This window comes from Dysgonomonas sp. GY617, from assembly GCF_015233815.1.
Lineage (GTDB): Bacteria > Bacteroidota > Bacteroidia > Bacteroidales > Dysgonomonadaceae > Dysgonomonas_A.
The window spans coordinates 468,951-490,140 of sequence record NZ_JADCLR010000001.1 but is presented as its reverse complement, the minus strand read 5'-3'; the positions used below and the strand labels follow the sequence as shown (position 1 = coordinate 490,140).

The window sequence follows — 21,190 nt, the reverse complement described above, 5'->3', positions numbered from 1 at the left end:
ATACAAAATCAATTAATAAAAACCTCAGAAATTGTCATTTTTTCAACAGAAAATTACTGATTACCAAACAATATATATAAATATATAGAAGCCTACACCGCTACAGATGCAGACTTCTATATTTATCTTACTAGAAACACGATATTAGTAAAAGCATCGTAATCGGGAAGTGAGTTTACAGTATAGCTCAAAACTCCCGCATCACTAATGCCTCTGACCGTAATACACGGGTCGCAATAGGTTACATAATAATGTAATTGCTCTTTATTGAAATAAGGTATTGAAGCAGGGGCTCCCGCACTTTTAATGCGAGGTGTATCGAATCCCGTTTTGTATATCATATACAAATCGATAACCTGAGTACCTGTCAATAGATTACCCGTTCCATCAGATGTTGGTATATTAATAGATGGCATATACAAAAAGTGTCGGTTGTAAAGCGTCTGGCAAGTCCACCCAAATACTCCCGGATTAGAAGGGGTGTCTTTGTATTGCGATATGCAGTTATAATCGATATCATACACCAACAAACCCGGAGCGGGATTGGCTATTGCCAGCTTCTGGGCGGTAGTCATTTGAGGGATAAGCAACCCCTTGTCATTGTTACTAGCCGTTATATCCAACGCTGCCGAAGTGTCGGGAGCATCGGTATTCACAGCTATCTGAGCCGATGCTTCTGATGTGTAAAGCATCAAACATGCGGCTATTATTGATAATATCTTATTCATTTCATCATCTGTTTAGAGTTCAACAAGTCTGATCGGGTCATACGATTACTCTTTAGCGTACAATCTACAATGTTTGCCTGCATTAGAACAATATCCAGCATCGTACCATCACCCTTATAAGGAGTTACAGTAATAGTATAAATTCCCGATTTATTGTATTTATGATTCTGAGGCTGTTTGTTTTGCGTAGTAATCACCGCTTGGCTAACAATGGGAGTACCATCACCAAAGTCCCATTCAAGTCTTGCAGGAGCGTTCCCTCCCGTCAGATCAACCTCAACAATGTAAGTACGATCATTAGCTGTACAAGCAAAAGGTCGCTCTTTGGGTATAATACGAATAAAGCCCGCGGCAAATGTTGGCAGTCCCAAATAAGCATCATTTATCAGGAAGTCTGGAAAGAATTTAATATTTGTACCTCCTTGATCCGGATTAAGTACTACGCTTAAATTTCGTGTCCTCGCAAATCCAGTAAGAGGAGCCGTTCTTCTATATGAATGTATACCATACAACCTATTATCTACACCTTTCTTTAGATTACTTATTTTATCAGTAAGGTAAGTAAAAGCCCCACCTACTCTCAGTGCATCCCATTTACCAACGTACAATAATCCATTATCATTGTATCCGGTTGTAACATAGAGATAGTCGCTATTGGGAGAAAAAGTAACTCCATAAGGTTCAGGATAAGTACTTGCAGGTAAAGTATTCGATCTTAGATCGGAAATAAGACCTGTTGACGAATCAAATTTTGCAGTAACAACCGCTCTTGCTATATACGTAGCAGCGGCTAGTTTGGTATGATCATCCGATAGTATAAGTTCGCCAACATGCGAGTTAGCAACACTCGGAATAAGAGTGCTTGCAAGTTTCTGATGGGGAGTTGTCGATATGCCCGCTACAGTGATTGCCCATACATAAAATTCGCCCGATGACCTATGCAATAACCAATAATCTTTTCCATTGGCATTGGGTACTGCTGCAATATTTTCATACACGGCACCTGCTTTAATAAGAGAATTTTTAGAAGCTAATACAACTTCGCCCAACCCTCCATTCTTAGACAGATCAACCACCGAATACCGTATACCATTGGGGAAATTATTATAATCGGGTGGAACTGTAACAACATAATATTCGGTCAAACTTCCCGGCTTAGGAATTGCAATACCCGATTGGGTAGCAGAACTTCCTCCCAACAAGCCTGTGCCATTTGCCATAACATTTCCGTTTTTATCATATACAGTCGATCCATCTGAAGAAAACAGCAATTGACCATCGTAGGTTGATACAGTAAAGCACCCCTCCGAAGTATTCAATGGACCAATTATAGGTGTGGGCATATTGGTTACAGTTGTACCATCATTGGCTTTGGCATCACTCAACGAATTAAAATTAAGTCCACTATTAAAACCGAAGTGCCACCAGCTTGTTTCCATTTGCCCATAGACACTTAATTGACAAAACAGCACAAACAAAAATATATAGGTTATTTTTTTCATTTTTAATTTGAGTAAAGTTTACTTAAGCACAAAGACCACAGTCATAAACGAATCATAATCCGATTCCTCTTTAATATCATAGGTCATAACTCCTTGATTGCTTATCGATATATTATCCAACACATCAGCATCATAATTGGTGATGTAGTAATAAAGATCGGTTCTAGTGGTAAAATACGGAATATTAACAGGAGCCGAGGGATTTTTTGTAGGTGCAGTAAACTGTTTCTTATACTCATCATACAGGTCAATAGTTTTCCCCGTAACTACCTTCGAAGCATCCACAGCTATGGTAGGCATATAAAAGAAACCATTCTGAGCATCTTTTTGTGAAAGGCATACCCATGCCGGATCGGTAGCCGTACCCGCATTCTGCGAAATACACCTTAGAGTGGTATCATATATAATCAATCCAGGAGCAGGATTTGCAATGGCTGTTTTCTGCACAGTTGTCATTCGGGGAATCAGCATCCCTTTGCTCGTACTTTCGATATCAAGTGCAGCCGATTGATGCGGGCTGACTGTATTAATCCCTACTTGTGCCTTCATCTGGCAGACAGCTAAGAGACTTAAAATTGTTAATAACACAAACTTTTTCATATCTTACTTGTAATTTTAATTTATATTCAGGTTAGTTAGTTCAATAAAAAGCAGCAACATGTAATCGCTACACACTGCTGCCAGACATAGTTGTGACATAGGTAAACGGATGATTCGTGCCGATTTTGAACGACAACAAAAAAACAGACCGGCTAAACGAAAGCGTTTACCGAAACAACCACTAATATATTTATTGGGGAAATATTGTAATAGGGAAAAACTAACGTTCAAAAGACGTAATAAAAAGCGAAGAGAAACAACCTCGCTTGTAACTTTTAGGAATAAGTGGTAACTTAAGTGCGAAGAGCTATTCTCTCTCTCTCTCTCTCTCTCTCTCTCTCTCTCTCTCTCTCTCTCTCTCTCTCTCTAATATTTCAACACACATAACCAAACCTAAACAGTTAAAATTTAGATTACTATCAATAGATATGTTTGTTAATTTAAATATCATTTCTTTGCTAAAGAGTTATTTTACAGGGGCAAAGTTATAATTATTTCAATACAAAACAATAAGTATAAAGGACAAATGAGAAACAGATAATAAATATTTAGTATCAAAGTCTATTTTTCCTACTTTTGTATTTAAGAAAGAACCATGTATAATATAAATCTGAATCCATGAAAAAAAGCCTTGTAATCTTACTCCTTTTAAGCCTCGTTTTTCAAACAGAAGCCAAAAGCAAGAAAGATTTTAAAACCGTACGAATAACCTATCAAACAAGTTTCAACAATAAACCCGATTCTACATCAACTACTGTGATGGAGATATCCGACAATATAGCTCGCATAAGTTATAGTTCGACCCGTCAAGAAAAAGATGATGCCATTCAGAACATTTATTTGGACTATACCAATAATCAAGAAACAAAGGTGGCACAATTAAACGGTGGAGAAACCATTTACACGACTCGTACTTTTGTTCTGAATGATGGTCTTACTCCTCAGCCCGAAACTGAAAAGATTACAGGCTATAATTGTAAAAAAGTGACTGCAAGCATCAATTCGAACAGACTCGAAATATGGTACACTACCGAGTTAGGAGTTATGGGGTCGATGCAACCCACCACAGCAATACCTGAAGGCGTAGTTTTGAAAATAGTACGCAACGGACAACGCGAAGAGAAAGCCGTAAAAGTAGAACTTCTGAAAGAAGCAACCTCTTTGCAGCCCGTTCTTACAGGATCGCAGCTATCAGCACCTGCATACAATTATAAGATACAGCAAAGCAAAGTAATAGCAGTTGATGTATTCAACCGCCAAAGTATCTATTTCAGAGATATACAAAAACCAACAGACTTGAACAGCACCGAAGTATTGCAATTTGCAAATGGTTCTATCATTCTGAAAAAAGTGACTCTTCCAACTGAAAACTCGGAATATTCAATTTTTACCGAACTATCTCAACACTCCGAAGGCGATGCCTATGACCGTACGGGGTCAGTATTTATAGTTCCAACAGATCGCAAACAATCTTTCTTAGATGGATTGATGCAAGGTAAAGAGGCATTACCTAAATATACAGATAAGCATGGCGACAAATATGAGGGCATGACAGTTACCAATGATTACCTGCCTCCATTAGAATTGATGCGTTTTTACACTTCATTTGGTGTAAAAGGTTTTAATCATATACAAGTAGCTAGTTATAACTGGCCCGATTCGGTTGTATTTAAACAAGAGGTAACCGATTATGCTAAAGCTTTGAAAGGCGAAGTATGGGTGGGTGCATGGATAGGAAACTATGCAGAAAACGGACACAATGTATCGTTGAAGATCAAATACTATCCAAACGAGAAGAAGGAAGCTAAGGAAATATATCCACTATTTACCACTGTAAACATCATGGAAATGGCAGGTCAAGCATATCCCGAAGGAATGTTCCGCAACGATTCGTTGACTGTGAACTTTAAAACGGATACTGATCTAAAGAATGCTTATATCCGATATATATCAACGGGGCATGGAGGCTGGGGAGGCGGTGATGAATTCAATCCCAAGCTGAACGAAATATTCCTTGACAACAATCGCATCATAGCCTATACTCCTTGGCGCGAGGACTGTGGAAGCTACCGCGAATTGAATCCTGCATCGGGTAACTTTTCGAACGGACTTTCATCTTCCGATCTTAGCCGTTCGGGATGGTGTCCTGGTATAGTGAGTTATCCCGTCTTTGTGCATATAGGAGATATAAAAGCAGGTAGCCACCAATTAAAAATAGCTATTCCCGTGGGAGATCCCGAAGGCACAAGCCGTAGTTACTGGTGCATATCAGGTGCTTTGGTTGGCGATAAATAAAGCAATAAAGAATCAACAGAGCAATTCTTCACAAAGAATTATTTATCTTTAGAACTCCTTACTAAGAAAACATTAACATTTTTAGAACCTATGAAAACATCTAAACTATTATATCTTTTAGTTGTAGTCCTGATTTTAGGCTTTACGGCTTGTTCTTCGGACGATGAAAGCAATACAATCAGCGTAAATGAATTACCCGATGTAGCCAGATCATTCATAAACACTCATTTACCAGATTACCAAACAGTAAAGGTAGAAGATATGAAACCCCAAGGTCTTGACCCTGACAAATACAAAGTAACTTTCTCTAATGATCTGACTATTGTATTCAACACAGAAGGTTATTGGAGAGGAATCGAAAGTGAGAACAAATTACCTGAATCACTGATAGAGATTCTAGATCAGGAAGAGATAGCTGCTTTAAAAGCCAAATATGCCAATCTGGAAATTAAAGGAATTTATAACAATAGCTCATTTAGAAGGAAAGTTGTATTAGCTGACAATACTCCCTTGTTTCTATATTCAGATTCTAAGACTATAATTGTAGCTAGCGATCTGACCGAAAATCTTGAGTCTGTACCTCAAAAGATAAAAGATTTTATAGAAAGGTATTATAGTAACATGTATGCTGAATATATAATACATGCTACCGAACGCAATGGCGAAGTATATAAAGTTTCGTTACTACAAAAGGCTAGTATTAGAACAAGTATAGCACCACAATTTTCCGCTAAAATTGAATTTGATAAAAATGCTGATTGGAACGTAATTTCAAACGAGCATTTCATTATCTCAGAAGATATATGGGCAACATTCCCTCAACATATAATAGAGAAATGGGCAAAAGACTATCCTAACACTTCAATAACTGAGGTTAGAAGAGATATGGAAACTTATCAATTCAAAATAGATAATCCTCAGAGTTCTCACTATGTAATTGTGGATGCAGAACCTGCACAGACATTTAGAGCAGATGCAATTCAAGAATTTATATACACACATTTTGCTTCTAATAGTCCATCTTTAAGCATGTCTTTCAGCAGAAATCAATATAGCAGCCCACGTACATACAAATGCAAAATAGATGTGTCTGGCTATTATATTGAGATGGACGCTTTTATAGACGGAACTTGGCAAACTCTACAAGTAGAGAATAAGCTTATGCCTATATCTGTATTCGATACATTGCCCGCAGGTATAAAGACTGTTTTGACTAATAAACAGATAATTGAACAAACAAAAAAAATCACCAAAGAGACCAATGGAGAGTATTCTGTTGAAGTTGCAAATGCAATATTCAAATTCAGCAGTAATGGCGATTTAATAAGCTAACCATTCTTAAATATCAAAAAAGCAAAAGCTGCCCTTTATCGAGCAGCTTTTGCTTTTTTATTCAATATCTCTTTTGTAAAAGATTCTTATTTAAGAAAGTGAACTGATTATAATTCAACAATTCCCAATCCAACAAATGACCCTATTTGAGCCACAAAGTCGTTGTACTTTTGACTTTCAACAGCGTTAGTATAATCTTTATGAGAATTGACCAATGCCATCATATTATCGTGATACTGCTTTTGAAATTTTTCTTGTTCACTTCCAGTCTCAGCATCCATATATCCTTTTACAGTAGCTATTAACTTATTAGCATTTTCTTGTAGCTCTTTGTTCTCAAAATTAGCTACCGGAAAAACAAGCGATTGTTTCTCGGTGATTGTAGTTTCACCTCCTGCTATTTTATTGGCTTCATGATAATTTGCATCTCCAAGAGCATTGTTGAAAAAATCAACAAACTCATTCTTAGTAAAAAACTTACTTTTCATATTTCCTTTCGAATTCTGATCGCCCGTAGTTAATACCTCAGGAAAAGCCTCACCAACAGAATATGTACATCTATAGACATTATTATCAATAAACATAGCATCGGTGATACGAATAGGACCTTCATATTCTATGCCATCAATAAGCACCTTATTTGTTGGAGGCATAAAGCTACTTGCAGCCTTATCATCTACCACATATATCATTGTGAAAATAACATGCGGACTTTTTGTAGGATTGATTATTCCTCCTTTAGAATTCGTAAACACTTTAAACTTCACAGTCTCCTTATCGGGTAATACCATTGTATGAGTTCCTTCCGATAAATTCAACTCTACAATTCCGTTTGGTTCAACTGTATATTTTTGATCAGCTATTTCAACATCAATAGATTTATCAGTAGGATTGGTCAGATAAAACTTCTCATTATCACCCAGTCCACAAGACGAGAATAGACACACCATCGCAAAGACTGAGAGCAGCCCTTTTACTTTTAACAACATAACTTCTTTTAATTAATTGGTACCTAAAAATTTACGGATACAAATTAACGAATAATAATTTTAACTCTTCAAACATTTACAAAAAAAAGTAAAAATACGAGTCTATTTACAACTTCAATAATGAAGATACTTATTCTATTCTCCTTTATTTATAAAACCTGTATCTTTGGTTTTCAATTCTAAAAACTAAGACTATAATGAACACAAATCAAAGAATGATCTATCTCAAAAATGTATGCTTAGCAGCTACATTATTTTTATTCTCTACAATCTACTCCATCTCCGCACCCATTAACATTCCACTGGGAGCCAATGCTTACATTACCCATAATACCGAAGGTGCTAAGATAAACGATGCAGGAGTATCGCAATGGAAAGACAATGGAACTGTTATTTCATCATGGTTCAGAATTAATCAGAAAGGTAAAATAAACCTATCAATAAGAGCTAAAGCTTTTACACCCGATACTAAAATACAAGTAACAGCGGGCGGTAAAAATTATCCCATAACTTTATCGAGTAAAGAATGGACAATTGTACCCGTTGCTAACAACATAGAGGTAGACAAGATTGGATATTTCAGGATAGATATACAAGGAACGAGCAAAAGCGGAGAGTTCTTTGCCGATCTTTCCGCTTTAGTAGTTGATGGTACAGCTCTTGAAGTTGAACCCAATTATGTTCACGATTTCTCGTACCACTTCGGACGCAGAGGTCCATCAGTACATTTAAAGTATCCTTTTCCAGAAGAAGAATCAGTAGAATATTTTTACAATGAAGTTACCGTTCCACAAGGCGAAGATATAATAGGTTCGTACTATATGGCAAACGGTTTCGGACAAGGTTATTTTGGAATACAGGTGAATTCGGAGACCGAACGTCGTGTTTTATTCTCAGTATGGAGTCCTTTTGATACACAAGATCCTAAAGAGATACCCGACGATCAACAGATCAAAACATTGCAAAGAGGTAAAGATGTGCACATCGGTGAATTCGGAAACGAGGGTTCAGGTGGACAAAGCTATCTCAAATATATGTGGAAAGCGGCTACTACCTACAAATTCTTAACTCGTATCTATCCCGACGGGAAAGGGAATACAGTATATACTGCCTATTTTTATGCAAGTAACGAAAGTGAATGGCGGTTAATTGCCAGTTTCCTTCGTCCAAATACCAACACATGGTACACTCATGCTTATTCTTTTCTTGAAAACTTCATCCCAAACCAAGGATATATTACCCGTAAAGTGGAATTCGGAAATCAATGGATTGTGACTAATAAAGGTAAGTGGATAGAAATAACCAATGCCACATTTACCTACGATGCTACTGCAAAGGCTAAAATGAGACTCGATTATGCAGGAGGTGAAGTAAACAAGAGGTTCTATCTACAAAACTGCGGATTCTTCGATCAAAATACCGAATACAATACGCCTTTTAAAAGACCTGCAACAAACAAACGACCTGATATAAATTTAAAGCAAATAACCTCTATCAAATAGGGCATATATTATTAGACCACAAGGTTGAATAAACTAAAAGAAGAGCTGTCCATTTTTATATCTGGACAGCTTCTTTTTTACTTTTTGATTACCTGGAAATACGAGAAAACATTTCCACTTTAATAGCCTTAGCTATTGAATCTGGATCTATTTTCAAAGCCTCAGCAACTTTGGCTTTCACATCTTCCGAAGCTTTTAGAGTATCACTTTTGAAGGTGTACGCTATTGCCGAATCTGTTTTATCGTCAAAGATGATTTTATCACCATCTACTTTGTATTTTCCTTTAATTACTTCACCCTCATCGCCTGGGTTGTTTTCATAAGTGCCATCCATTTTAAATACATAGGTACGCTTTACGGCAACCTTCATACTATCAATATAATTGGTCACAGAATCGGTTAATAAAGAATCAACAGCCTCTACATCAGCAGTTAGCTCTGTAAACTTCCAAGTTCCTGCAACAGGATTAATGTCTGGCTTTGGATTATCATCGTCATCACTACTACATGACGCAAAACCGATACCGAAAACTAATGCAAAAAGAAAAATATTTACTACTTTTTTTAATTTCATGATTGATTGATTTAATAAACAAAAAACTCTTATTTTATACAATTGCATGAAAACTTTTCGACACACGCCTGTGCCAAAATCCCGGGATGTTTCTATAAAGAGATTCAAAAAAATACCGTGCGTTGCAGACTCAATATTAAAGAAATGTTAAGTAAAATTACATTAAAACCTTAAGTACTGGTTATGTGTAATTTAGAGAATAAAAAAAATATTCTAAAAAAATGCATTTTCAATCATTTTATCCAAATTCGAAACAAAAACAAATACATTTTCAATATTCGAAACACTATTTCAAACAAAAACATCACTTATTGTATCAAAAAGACACGTCAAGTGATGCTGTATATTTTAGAAAACGGATTAAAAAACTGTTATTTTTTACTTAAAATAAAGATACCACAACCATATTTACAATCGCAGTTGCGATTAATTAGATCATCCGTTAAGGTGATAAATTTATGCAAATCGCCCTTATCATCAACATACGAAAAAGACTCTAAATTGAACTCCTTAGCAAAGTAGTCTAATAAATATTTTATACTGAATATTCGGTGAGCATTAAACTCTATACGCTGCGGTCCTATGGGTACCGAAAAATACAATGTACCTCCCGATTTCAGCATCCTCGATATGTTGTTTAGTCCCTTTATATGTCCATTCACATCAATAGGATCACCATATCTACCCAATCCGAAATGCTCTATGGCATGAAGCGAAGATACCGAGTCGCAATAATCAATCCAAGGAAAATCGGGCGACATACAATCGGCCTGTACAAACTCTACATTATCAATTGATGGAGTAACCGATCTTATATCGACAATAGTTACAGGTCTGAAACTCGCAATATGAGCAATCAGCCCATTGATTCTCGACCCGACATCGACGTGCTTTATGGGATTGGCTTTGAATACTTCCTGAGCAACCAACAGATCCTGATGAAAATAATGCCCCGATGCCACACCTCCCTCTTCGTCTCTATCCCTTAAGCAGGGATAGCTCGATATGGCTCCAAAGCTTTGATTATCTTCTTTCCACTGACTAACAAATTGGCGTTTGGTTTGTCGATACCAAGGTATTGATTTGAGACTTCTGAGTATCCTTCTGGGGTAAAAACCGAATATAAGCTGTATTTCTTTTATCATGATATTAAGAATGTTCGGTAAAGATATATAATCTCTGCGTATAAATCATATCCAGAATTATGTAACAGATATCAACCATATAGTGCGTTACTTTGTTGTAGTAAAATCGCAATCTATTTAAGATGAGACTTTACAGGGATATTATTTACTCCTGATTTCTTAGTTAAAGAATAGCTTTTACAGTAATAAAAAAATATAAAATATGATGGAAACCGATACAATAAAGAAAACCCTGCCCGTACTCAAAATGTCGTGCGGAGCATGTGCTACAAGTGCACAAAAGATACTCACACGTCAGGAAGGTGTAACATCTGCCTCGGTTAACTTTGCTACGGAAACAGCTCAAATAGAATTCGACCCGAAGAAAACCGACACCTCGAAGCTAAAAGCTGCTTTGCAAGGTGCAGGTTACGACCTTGAGATAGAGGAAGGGGAAGCAAGCAGCGAAAAGCTCGAAAACCTACACGAAGAGAATTACAAAGCTCTCAAAAAGAAAGTAACAGGAGCCATAGCCCTTTGTATACCACTTGTTATCATAGGTATGACACCTGCTTTGATGCACATGGAATATAGCAACTGGGTAATGTGGCTATTATCTACCCCAGTAGTATTATACTTTGGTAAAGATTTCTTCATAAGAGCATATAAGCAAGCCAAAAACCGATCGTTCAACATGGATACCCTGGTATCGCTCAGTGCAGGAACAGCCTATATATACAGTGTGTTTAATACCCTGTTTCCTCAATTTTGGCATGCACGAGGATTGCATCCCGATGTATATTTCGAAGCGGCAGCCGTAGTTATAGCCTTTGTTATGTTAGGTAAACTTCTTGAAGAAAAGGCAAAAGGTAACACCTCATCATCCATCAAAAAACTGATAGGCTTACAACCCAAAACAGTAGTTATAATAGGTGCTGACGGAAATCAATCGGAAATACCCATTGCACAAGTACAAATAGGTGATATTGTTTTGGTAAAACCGGGCGAAAAGATAGCCGTAGACGGTAAAGTGATACAAGGTACATCGTTTGTAGACGAAAGTATGATAACTGGCGAACCGATTGCCTCCGAAAAGAAAGCAGACGATAAAGTATTTGCAGGAACGATTAACCAAAAAGGAAGCTTTCAGTTTAGAGCCGAAAAGGTTGGCGGAAGCACCCTGCTTGCTCAAATCATACAGATGGTGCAAGAAGCACAAGGAAGTAAAGCACCTATGCAAAAACTGGTCGATAAGATTGCGGGGATATTTGTACCCATCGTTATCGGTATAGCCATACTTTGTTTTGTAGTTTGGATGGTTGCAGGAGGCGACAATGCCTTTACACATGCCCTACTCTCGTTTGTTACCGTATTGGTTATAGCCTGTCCGTGTGCATTGGGCTTGGCAACCCCTACCGCCATTATGGTGGGAATAGGTAAAGGAGCCGAAAACGGTATTCTGATAAAAGATGCCGAAAGCCTCGAAACTATTCAGAAAGTAGATACAGTAATACTCGACAAAACGGGTACTATAACCGAAGGTAAACCACAGATAGTAGATATAAAGTGGAATGTAGAACCTACGGAAGCATTAAAGAACGTATTGTTTAGTATTGAAAAATCGTCGGAACACCCTCTGGCAGATGCAGTAAGTGCCTATTTCAGTAAAGATGCTCAGTATATCAACAATATACAAATAGAAAGCATCACAGGACAAGGTATTATGGGTACACACGAAGGTAGTAAATTCTATATCGGTAATTTAAAACTGATAAGCAATGCTAATGTTTCTCTGGATGCTGCGACCAAAGAGTGGATAGAAAAACGCCTCAACGAAGCCAATACCGTTATCCTGTTCAGCAACGAGCATGAGGTTTTAAGTACAATAGCCATTGCCGACAAGATAAAGCAAACATCTATCGAAGCCATAAATCAGCTTCAAAAAGCAGGTATAGAAGTATATATGCTTACGGGAGACAACGAGCAAACAGCCCGATCTATTGCTCGCCAAGCCAACATAGGTCATTACCAAGCAGGGCTATTACCTGCCGACAAGACCAACTTTATCAAACAAATGCAGGCTGAAGGCAAAATTGTTGCCATGGTAGGCGATGGTATAAACGACAGTGCTGCACTGGCTCAGGCAAACGTAGGTATAGCCATGGGACAAGGTAGCGATATAGCAATAGATACGGCTAAAATGACAATTATATCGAATGATCTGACTAAAATACCTCAGGCTATCAAATTGTCGAAACAAACCAACCGTACTATTCGCGAAAATCTGTTCTGGGCATTTATATACAATCTTATAGCCATTCCTATTGCCGCAGGTGTGCTTTATCCATTCACAGGCTTTTTACTTAACCCTATGATTGCAGGAGCAGCAATGGCATTGAGTAGTGTAAGCGTGGTAAGCAATAGTATTATACTTAAATACAAATCATTATAAGGTCTGAGACCTACTTTAAAGCTTTCGTAAATATAAATACAATAAGTAGTTACAATTAAAAATAGAACATTATGTCACAAGAATTAAAATTTAAAACAACCATCAATTGCAACAATTGCGTGGCAAAAGTAAAACCTTTATTAGAAAAAGTAAACGGTATAGATAGTTGGAACGTTGACACCGATAACTCGGATAAAATTCTGACAGTGAACTCATCGGGGGCAACTGCTCAACAAATTATAGATGCAGTAGAACAAGTAGGCTTCGATATAGAAAAGGTATAACTTTACTAACTTTAAAAGCAGTCTAAAAAGAGAAATACTTTTTAGACTGCTTTTTTATTTTAGGTTGTATAATGGTAGTATTTTATTGGAATCAATAATATTTTTCAATCCCACCAAACCCTGTTATTATTTTATTCTCTTTCATTTTATTGATAAAGTTATTTAATCGCTTTTCAAATTCTTCGGGTCGTTTCCTTGCAGCTTCAATGTATGCAATTCGGATACGTTTATATGCATCGGAAAAATGTTGATAGTTTTTCCATCCTATTTTATCTTCTTTCAATCTGTCCATTATATCATTTGGAAAAATAAAAGGGACAGACAAAACATTTCGTATTTTATCCTCAAACTTAGGGTGTATCATTTTATTCTCCAATAACCATTTAAGTCTTTCTTTGTTGGCTTGCGAATATGTGCTTTTAGGCTTTCTAGGTGTGAAACGCTGAATTTTATGTTCTTCATCAAACGATTTTGTCGTACTGTCAATCCACTCGAAACAAAGGGCTTCTTCAACAGCATCGTTGTATGTAACACTTTTTTTGGCTGACGACTTATAAGGAAATACAAACCAAATTTCGTCTTTGGTTTCAAAGTTGTCTGTCAGCCACTCTCTCCAATCTTCTCGATTTTCAAAATACTTTATTTTATTCTCTGTTGTCATAATCGTTCATTCAAACTAATTATTTTACTGCCTTACTTTCATTAGAATATTTATTATTACGAATGCTTTTTTCATTCTTCCTACTTTTTGTTTCCTTGTCAAACAGTTTATGTTTTATCTAAACGTTCAATTCCGCTTTTCATTGTCCGTCCGTGCTGTTCGCTGCTCTCACAAAAATTGATTACGAGTACTCAAAACAGCTAAAAACAAGCACTATTAATGCTCTTTTAGTACGATAGGTAGTCTAAGTAGAGCATCTTATTTACTATGCCATCAATCTGAGAAATAGCTCGGAGACCTTAAAATAACCCGACAAACTATTTTAAACCTCTCAATATTGGTCTTAATAGAAACTTCTTTGTTTTCTTTGTATTTAAATAATTGATGGAATAAAAATCCATATCCAAAACGAAGAACAATACATGACAATAGACCCTACCCTCTTTTTCTCGATTCTTATTATAGCCTTAGTTGCTCTAATAGCATATCTGGGCTTACGTTTAAGAAGTTCCGAGAAGAGAAAAAAAGAGCTTGAAGGACGTTTCCACATGCTGGCAAACCGAAGGGATAACATTCACTTGGAGAGTATAGAAACGGTTTTAAACCCTCATCTCTTCAAGAATATATTGAACTCCGTACAATCGCATGCCTATCAGACCTATTTTGCGTTGGATAAGCTCGCAAACATACTCGATTATATTCTCTACGAAAGCAAAAACAAATATGTTACTCCTAGAGAAGAAATAGAATTTGCAAAAGACCTCATCGAAATAAATAAAATAAAACTAAGCCCTTTATTTGAGTTGACGGTGAAAACCAAGATAGACGAAACATCTTCGCTATACTCTCAAAAAGTATTAGCACCATTAATCACTATCGACTTAATAGAGAACGCTTTTAAGCATGCCGACCTCCAAAGCAAGGATGCTTATATAGCCATTGTATTTGGTTTTAAAGACAATATATTCAGCTTAACGGTGTCCAATAAAATATCGCCTAAGGCAAGTTTAAAAAAGGAAAAAAGCGGAATCGGAAATGTAACTTTCGAACAACGCCTCGATTTACTTTACAAGGATTGTTATGAATTGGAACGCATTATTGACGATGATGCTTTTATTGCGCATTTTAAAATTAATTTAGATGAATACAAAACTAAGGTGCTTAATTCTAGACGATGAACTTCCGGGCTTGGCATACCTGAAAATGTTGTGCGAACAGTTTCCCGAAGTCGAAATAGTCAAAGCATTTAACGACCCGAAGCTATTTTTGGAAGAAAGCAGTTCTCTAGAGTTTGACGCTTGCATTCTCGATATAGAAATGGGTGAAATAAATGGTTTGCAGATTGCCAACATTCTGAAAGATAAAGCTATTATTTTTGTAACAGCATACAAAGAATATGCAGCAGAAGCGTTCGACCTCAATGCTGTGGATTATGTACGCAAACCCATTCAACGCGATAGATTGAAGCAAGCCATAGACAAAGCAATCAGAAGAGTAGAAAAAGCGGCAGAAAAGAAGAACTTCGTTCAACTGAATAGCGAGAAAGGCAAAATACTACTTTACTTCGATCAGATAAGCCATATTACTATAGCCGAAACAGACAGCAGAGACAAAGTAGTGCATCTGATAGATAAGAAGACGCTTACGTTGAAAAACATCTCATTCGATAAATTATTGGAGGTACTGCCTCAAAATTTGTTTTGCCGTATCAATAAAAAAGAAATTATAGCATTAAAAGTGATTCAATATTTTTCGCATGACGAAATTATCTCTACCATTTTTCAAGGAGATAGCCCTGTTCGTTTTTTCATTACAGACACGTATAGAGCCGACTTTATGAAGAAAACAAATAGATAAATTTGTTGACTTTAAACCATTTTATAGAGTGAAAGAGTGAGTTTCGTTTCAATATTTTCCCCACTTATTACATATTTACACGTTTTTGTTGCCATATCTAAATTTCAGTTGTTTATATGTATAGTTTTACATTGAAATAACAAATTCTACCTATAAAATTTAGTTCTTATATGAAAAAAATAACGAATAGCCTCTTCTATATCATTACCATCGGAGGATTCTCTACACTTATGTATTGGATCATTTGCAAAGGGAAAGGATTGGAAGATGGCAGAGGTATCATATCAAAAACATCAGAAAACAGTGCTTTTCAAGAATTTATAAACTCGCTCACCGGCAACCTCCACCATTCTATCGGATTACTGCTTTTACAGATCATAACCATTATAGTTGTAGCTCGCGTTTTTGGATGGATATTCCAGAAAATGGGGCAACCCATGGTTATTGGCGAAATTCTCGCAGGGATAGTCTTAGGCCCATCGCTTCTTGGACTGTATTTCCCCGATGTATCGAGCTTTCTGTTCCCTGCCGAATCGCTCGGTAATCTTCAAATATTGAGTCAAATAGGACTGATTCTCTTTATGTTTGTTGTAGGTATGGAACTCAACCTCAAAGTTCTGCGAAACAAGGCACACGAAGCCGTCGTCATAAGTCACGCAAGTATTATAGTACCCTTTGCCCTCGGTGTAGGCTTGGCGTACTTTATTTACGAAACTCATTCGCCCGAACATGTAGAGTTTGCATCCTATGCTCTCTTTATCGGTATTTCGATGAGTATAACAGCCTTTCCCGTTTTAGCACGTATCATTCAGGAAAGAGGTATTCATAAAACCAAACTCGGAGCCATTGTTATCACCTGCGCCGCTGCCGATGATATTACGGCATGGTGCATACTAGCCGTAGTTATTGCCATCGTAAAAGCGGGTTCGATGGTAAGTTCGCTATACACCATTGTTCTGGCAATTGCCTATGTAATCTTTATGATAAAATTGGTTCGACCTTTTTTAAAGAAAATAGGCGAACGCTATCAGTCTGAAAAAAGCCTGAGTAAATCGCTCGTAGCACTACTGTTTCTGGTATTGCTGCTCTCATCGTTTACAACGGAGGTTATAGGCATACATGCCCTTTTCGGTGCTTTTATGGCAGGTACTATTATGCCATCGAATATGCGATTCAGAAGTATGTTTATCGAAAAGATCGAAGACATAGCTTTGGTTCTTTTACTTCCTCTATTTTTTGTGATTAGTGGTTTGAGAACCGAAATCGGGCTTCTGAACGATCCTGCACTTTGGAGAATTACTGCCTTGATTATTTTCGTAGCAGTATTCGGTAAATTCGTAGGAAGTGCATTAGCTGCACGATTCGTCAGTCAGAATTGGCGCGATAGCCTCATCATAGGTACATTAATGAATACCAGAGGATTGATGGAGTTGGTTGTACTGAACATAGGCTACGATCTGGGTGTACTGAATGCCGAGATATTCGCGATGATGGTTATTATGGCTCTTGTTACTACCTTTATGACAGGTCCATCACTTAATCTGATTCACCGAATCTTCAAGACCGACAAGGAGGTGGTAAACGATAAGATGTACGACTTAGCGAGATACAAGCTGCTGCTATTTTTCCGCAACCCACAAAAAGGCACAGCATTGGTGAAACTGGCAAATAGTCTGTCAAAAAAAGTAGACGATAATACGTCCATTACAGCCATTCATTTGGCAGCAGGCAGTGGATTGCATCAAATGGATACCGATATCTACGAAAAGGAAAGCTTTGCGCCTGTTATTGCCGAGGCACAGTCTTTAAACAGAAAGATAATCTCCCTCTTTAAAATTTCGAACGATTTTGGTGATGATGTAGTAGATGTAGCCAACAAGGGCGATTATGATTTACTATTAATGAATCTCGAAGAGTCTATATTCGACGGAACGGTATTAGGCAGAGTACTCGGTTTTACGACTCAGATAATCAATCCCGAAAAATTGATAAATACAATGACGGGAAAAGAGAAACTAATCGAAAACTCTCTCATCGATAACAATACCCGTTTGATATTAGCTAAGACTAAAATACCAGTTGGCATCTTGATTGATAAAGACTTACAGAAATTCGATAATATATTTATACCGATATTCAATGACAATGATGAGTTTCTGATTTTTTATGCTCAAAAGCTAATACATAACGCAGATTCTCAAATTTCGATATTAGATCAGTCGGACAAAACCAAAAACCATTCTATCAAAGAACGTATTCGCTTGATAGAGCATACCGCACCCAACCATATCAGATCGGTAAGTGTAGAGTATGTAGACGAAGTATTTCTTCACAAACAGGATCTAATAATTATCAGCTCTGAGAATTTTGACAAGCTCCTTCAATTAAAAAAGGAATGGATTGATAAATTGCCCTCTATTCTTATTTGCTCGCCAAGTAAAGTTTAAGAGACAAATAACTTCATACATAAAAGGCTATCCGATTCGGATAGCCTTTTATTATTATTGTAATTTAAACGAACTTAACTTCGATTCTTTATCAAAAACAAACTCAGCACCTTTCAGTTTCAATCTATTATCATTGTAAGTGTATTTATAAACATACCCTTCCATATCCAACAGATAAGGCTGTCCCTTATAAGTAACTACTGATACGGGAAAATCGGTTGTCTGATTCATAAAAGGATGTGGTGTGAAATAGGAAACTTCTTCAAAAATAGGTGGACAAATAACACCCTTAGGCGATGCAAAACCATATTTCCCGTTAAGGATCGTTTCCATTATCCCATCCTCATAGTTATGAGTAAATCGTATAATCTCATCATATATTACGGGAATAAATTCTTCTCCATCACTATTTATATATCCTTCTTTTCCATCCCGATGCACATTTCTGGCTGATAGGACCTCATCCCATGCCGATATTTTATCATATATAAAGGGGACAGACATAGTAGCATCTTGTTTTATAATACCCCACTTGCCATCTTTTTTCACACGAGCAACACCCTCTTTTAAAAATTCTGCATACTCAAATTCCGGCGGTATTAAAAGATCGTGTTTCCGATCCACATAACCCCATTTACCATCTTGTTGAAAAGGGGTTAGTTCTTCCGATTTTTCAATATCAAATTTGGTGAATCCTTTGGCATATTCATCACCTCCATCATCGCCCGAAGCTGGACCTAAAAGAAAAACACCTGTAAAATGATACCATTTGTGAATCAATAAATCACGACTATCAGCACTACCTATTCGTAAGCGATCCATCTTATCTGATAAATAGACGGGAGGAATTATTACAAATTTCTTATCTAAATGAATCTCAAAGAAGTTGTCTTTCAATTTTCCTTTATAGGACTTTTCCTGTAAACCTTCATTGGTAAGATAAGAGAGTTTCAGAGTATCTTTTCCATTGAATTGGATAGTAATAAATTGGATTGAATCTCGCATCTTCCATCCTTTATAACCTCCAATATTAAACAAGGAGGATAATGTATCTCCTATATTGGAATAAGTACCTTCGAATACCGCAGGTGATGTTATCGGCACAAAATCAGTGATAGGCAATTGCTTCGACCTACACCCTGACAACATAAAGGATATGAGTAAAAAATAAAGGCAGTAATTTTTCATAGTTTTTATTCCAAAGATTATGACCAGAACTTGATTTCAAATATAATATAAAAACTATTCGGTATCTCTCTTTCTCTATTATTTGAGTTTTATTAGGTAAAATAACAAAACCGTAACAACTCTCGTCGTTACGGTTTTCAATATCTTTTTTAAGGTCTCAGACCTACCAACTGTTACTGCCTTAGAATTTATATCCCAAAGTAATAGCTGCATTACGGTTTTTGTAGCTTAGTTCCTCCTTGCCAATATCTGTCAAACCTAATTCGTATCTTAGGGTAACAACTACGCTGGCAAACTCTACACCTGCTCCACCGCCCAAACCAAAGTCAAATCTCTTTAACGAATCGTGACCTCCAAAAGTGCTAAACTCTCCGGTAGCAAGATAATTATCGTTCCAGAAAGTAATCTTACCCGGCACTTTACTCGTTCCTGCTATACCTTGTGCAATATAAGGCCCTGCATTAAATACTATTTTAGTACCCGGTACTACCTCTATTTTATAAGCTGCATAAAGAGGTATTTGCAAGTACATCTGATTCATTGTTATTTCGCGATTAAGATCTCCACCATTAGCCTCTTTGCGGTAACCTTCGACCTTAGCTCCTTTACGAGTATATGACAAACCCGATTGTACATAAAAAGCATCTGTTACAGGATATTCTACCATCATCCCTATCTGAAAACCCAGTCTGGCTTTTTTATCTAAATAGCTCGCATCCCACGATGAGTTAGATATATTGAGACCTCCTTCTAAGGTGAATCTCACAGGGAGAACGTGCTGAGCTGATGCACCAAATCCCATAACTAACATCAATGCTACAATACTCAGTTTGTAAATAGTTTTCATATAAAGTTCTTTATTAAAATATATAAAAGTTAATCTTTGGATATATAACTCATAATAGATGCTAATTGTTCTGTTATTCTCAAAAAAAGCCGCAACGATATGTAATCGTTGCGGCTCATGAATTGGATATTATTACAGCTCACTTTTAGAATCTATATCCTAAGGTAAGAGCAGCATTGCGATTCTTATAATCTAAATTGTCCTGACCAATATTTACCAAACCCAGTTCGTATCGAATGGTCGCTATAATGTTACCAAACTCGGCTCCTACTCCTGCTCCTAAACCAAAATCGAATCGGTTGAGTACACCGTCCTTTCCAAAGGTATCGATATTTCCCTCATCGTTATCAATATTCAGATAACCGTTACCCGCTTTTACAGAACCTCCTACTCCGTAAGCCAGATAAGGACCGACATTAAATACAATTTTAGTACCCGGTACTACTTCTATTTTATAGGCTGCATAGATGGGTAATTGAATATACGACTGATTCACTGTATATTTATGAGAGGCTGCATCTTGCATAAGCGAACCTTCGACTTTGCCACCCTTAGTTGTATAAGATAATCCCGATTGCAAATGCCAAGCATCGGTAATTGCATAATCGGCAGTTATACCTATTTGAAATCCCACTCTAGCTTTTTTATCTAAAGGTCCTACATCCATCGAAGAGTTAGATATATTTACACCTGCTTCTATACCCAATTTAGGAAGTTCTTGTGCCGATACACTTAATCCCATTAAAGAGACCAAGGCGACAATACTTAATTTGTAGAAATTTTTCATATCAAATATGTTTAGTAGATT

General features: G+C 36.9%; 18 protein-coding genes. 8 read left to right on the top strand and 10 right to left on the bottom strand.

Annotated elements, in window-relative coordinates:
* Positions 1 to 122: 122 nt before the first annotated feature.
* From IR022_RS01975 to IR022_RS01965, 3 genes are read right to left on the bottom strand one after another with little or no spacing between them, the layout of a single operon-like run.
* Positions 123 to 728, bottom strand: a complete 606-nt coding sequence (locus IR022_RS01975) for a hypothetical protein (protein WP_194202413.1) — start codon at positions 726 to 728, stop codon at positions 123 to 125.
* Positions 725 to 2,230, bottom strand: a complete 1,506-nt coding sequence (locus IR022_RS01970) for a PKD domain-containing protein (protein ID WP_194202412.1) — start codon at positions 2,228 to 2,230, stop codon at positions 725 to 727. The genes IR022_RS01975 and IR022_RS01970 overlap by 4 nt, the downstream gene beginning before the upstream one ends.
* An 18-nt stretch (positions 2,231 to 2,248) precedes the next feature.
* A complete protein-coding gene (locus IR022_RS01965; protein WP_194202411.1) occupies positions 2,249 to 2,779 on the bottom strand; it encodes a hypothetical protein in 531 nt (176 codons plus the stop codon).
* Positions 2,780 to 3,448: 669 nt separating this feature from the next.
* Here IR022_RS01965 and IR022_RS01960 point away from each other — a divergent pair.
* Together IR022_RS01960 and IR022_RS01955 are read left to right on the top strand one after the other, a co-directional pair.
* On the top strand, positions 3,449 to 5,125 hold the full coding sequence (locus IR022_RS01960) for a PNGase F N-terminal domain-containing protein (RefSeq protein WP_194202410.1): 1,677 nt from the start codon (positions 3,449 to 3,451) through the stop codon (positions 5,123 to 5,125).
* A 90-nt stretch (positions 5,126 to 5,215) separates the two neighbouring features.
* Positions 5,216 to 6,457: a PepSY-like domain-containing protein gene (locus IR022_RS01955; protein WP_194202409.1), complete on the top strand. Its 1,242-nt coding sequence runs from the start codon at positions 5,216 to 5,218 to the stop codon at positions 6,455 to 6,457.
* A 107-nt stretch (positions 6,458 to 6,564) separates the two neighbouring features.
* Here the strand turns inward: IR022_RS01955 and IR022_RS01950 are convergent, their stop codons facing one another.
* A complete protein-coding gene (locus IR022_RS01950) occupies positions 6,565 to 7,446 on the bottom strand; it encodes a hypothetical protein (protein ID WP_194202408.1) in 882 nt (293 codons plus the stop codon).
* Between the two features lie 197 nt (positions 7,447 to 7,643).
* Here IR022_RS01950 and IR022_RS01945 point away from each other — a divergent pair, with 197 nt between their 5' ends.
* The gene (locus IR022_RS01945) at positions 7,644 to 8,948 is read left to right on the top strand and encodes a DUF3472 domain-containing protein (RefSeq protein ID WP_242053014.1); all 1,305 of its coding nucleotides are present in this window, start codon (positions 7,644 to 7,646) and stop codon (positions 8,946 to 8,948) included.
* An 88-nt stretch (positions 8,949 to 9,036) separates the two neighbouring features.
* On the opposite strand, the gene IR022_RS01940 is transcribed toward IR022_RS01945, so the two are convergent.
* A complete protein-coding gene (locus tag IR022_RS01940) occupies positions 9,037 to 9,522 on the bottom strand; it encodes a lipocalin family protein (protein ID WP_050708944.1) in 486 nt (161 codons plus the stop codon).
* Positions 9,523 to 9,893: 371 nt separating this feature from the next.
* On the bottom strand, positions 9,894 to 10,667 hold the full coding sequence (locus IR022_RS01935; protein WP_194202407.1) for a DUF268 domain-containing protein: 774 nt from the start codon (positions 10,665 to 10,667) through the stop codon (positions 9,894 to 9,896).
* 205 nt (positions 10,668 to 10,872) lie between these two features.
* Between IR022_RS01935 and IR022_RS01930 the strand changes: the two genes are divergently transcribed.
* Complete coding sequence (locus tag IR022_RS01930) at positions 10,873 to 13,098, top strand: heavy metal translocating P-type ATPase (RefSeq protein WP_199330253.1); 2,226 nt, start codon at positions 10,873 to 10,875, stop codon at positions 13,096 to 13,098.
* Between the two features lie 71 nt (positions 13,099 to 13,169).
* Positions 13,170 to 13,382: a heavy-metal-associated domain-containing protein gene (locus IR022_RS01925; protein WP_050708942.1), complete on the top strand. Its 213-nt coding sequence runs from the start codon at positions 13,170 to 13,172 to the stop codon at positions 13,380 to 13,382.
* A 91-nt stretch (positions 13,383 to 13,473) separates the two neighbouring features.
* Here the strand turns inward: IR022_RS01925 and IR022_RS01920 are convergent, their stop codons facing one another.
* A complete protein-coding gene (locus tag IR022_RS01920; RefSeq protein ID WP_194202405.1) occupies positions 13,474 to 14,043 on the bottom strand; it encodes a YdeI/OmpD-associated family protein in 570 nt (189 codons plus the stop codon).
* Positions 14,044 to 14,465: 422 nt separating this feature from the next.
* Between IR022_RS01920 and IR022_RS01915 the strand changes: the two genes are divergently transcribed.
* The 3 genes from IR022_RS01915 to IR022_RS01905 all read left to right on the top strand — a co-directional run bounded on the left by IR022_RS01915 (position 14,466) and on the right by IR022_RS01905 (position 18,347).
* Positions 14,466 to 15,221, top strand: coding sequence for a histidine kinase (locus IR022_RS01915; protein WP_050708940.1), 756 nt, complete (start codon positions 14,466 to 14,468; stop codon positions 15,219 to 15,221).
* The gene (locus tag IR022_RS01910) at positions 15,184 to 15,900 is read left to right on the top strand and encodes a LytR/AlgR family response regulator transcription factor (protein WP_050708939.1); all 717 of its coding nucleotides are present in this window, start codon (positions 15,184 to 15,186) and stop codon (positions 15,898 to 15,900) included. The genes IR022_RS01915 and IR022_RS01910 overlap by 38 nt, the downstream gene beginning before the upstream one ends.
* Before the next feature lie 170 nt (positions 15,901 to 16,070).
* Positions 16,071 to 18,347, top strand: coding sequence for a cation:proton antiporter (locus tag IR022_RS01905; protein WP_194202404.1), 2,277 nt, complete (start codon positions 16,071 to 16,073; stop codon positions 18,345 to 18,347).
* 54 nt (positions 18,348 to 18,401) lie between these two features.
* On the opposite strand, the gene IR022_RS01900 is transcribed toward IR022_RS01905, so the two are convergent.
* The 3 genes from IR022_RS01900 to IR022_RS01890 form a co-directional block, all read right to left on the bottom strand.
* Positions 18,402 to 19,535: a WG repeat-containing protein gene (locus IR022_RS01900; RefSeq protein WP_194202403.1), complete on the bottom strand. Its 1,134-nt coding sequence runs from the start codon at positions 19,533 to 19,535 to the stop codon at positions 18,402 to 18,404.
* 181 nt (positions 19,536 to 19,716) lie between these two features.
* Positions 19,717 to 20,382: a porin family protein gene (locus IR022_RS01895; RefSeq protein WP_050708936.1), complete on the bottom strand. Its 666-nt coding sequence runs from the start codon at positions 20,380 to 20,382 to the stop codon at positions 19,717 to 19,719.
* Between the two features lie 145 nt (positions 20,383 to 20,527).
* Positions 20,528 to 21,169, bottom strand: a complete 642-nt coding sequence (locus IR022_RS01890) for a porin family protein (RefSeq protein WP_050708935.1) — start codon at positions 21,167 to 21,169, stop codon at positions 20,528 to 20,530.
* Positions 21,170 to 21,190: the final 21 nt, after the last annotated feature.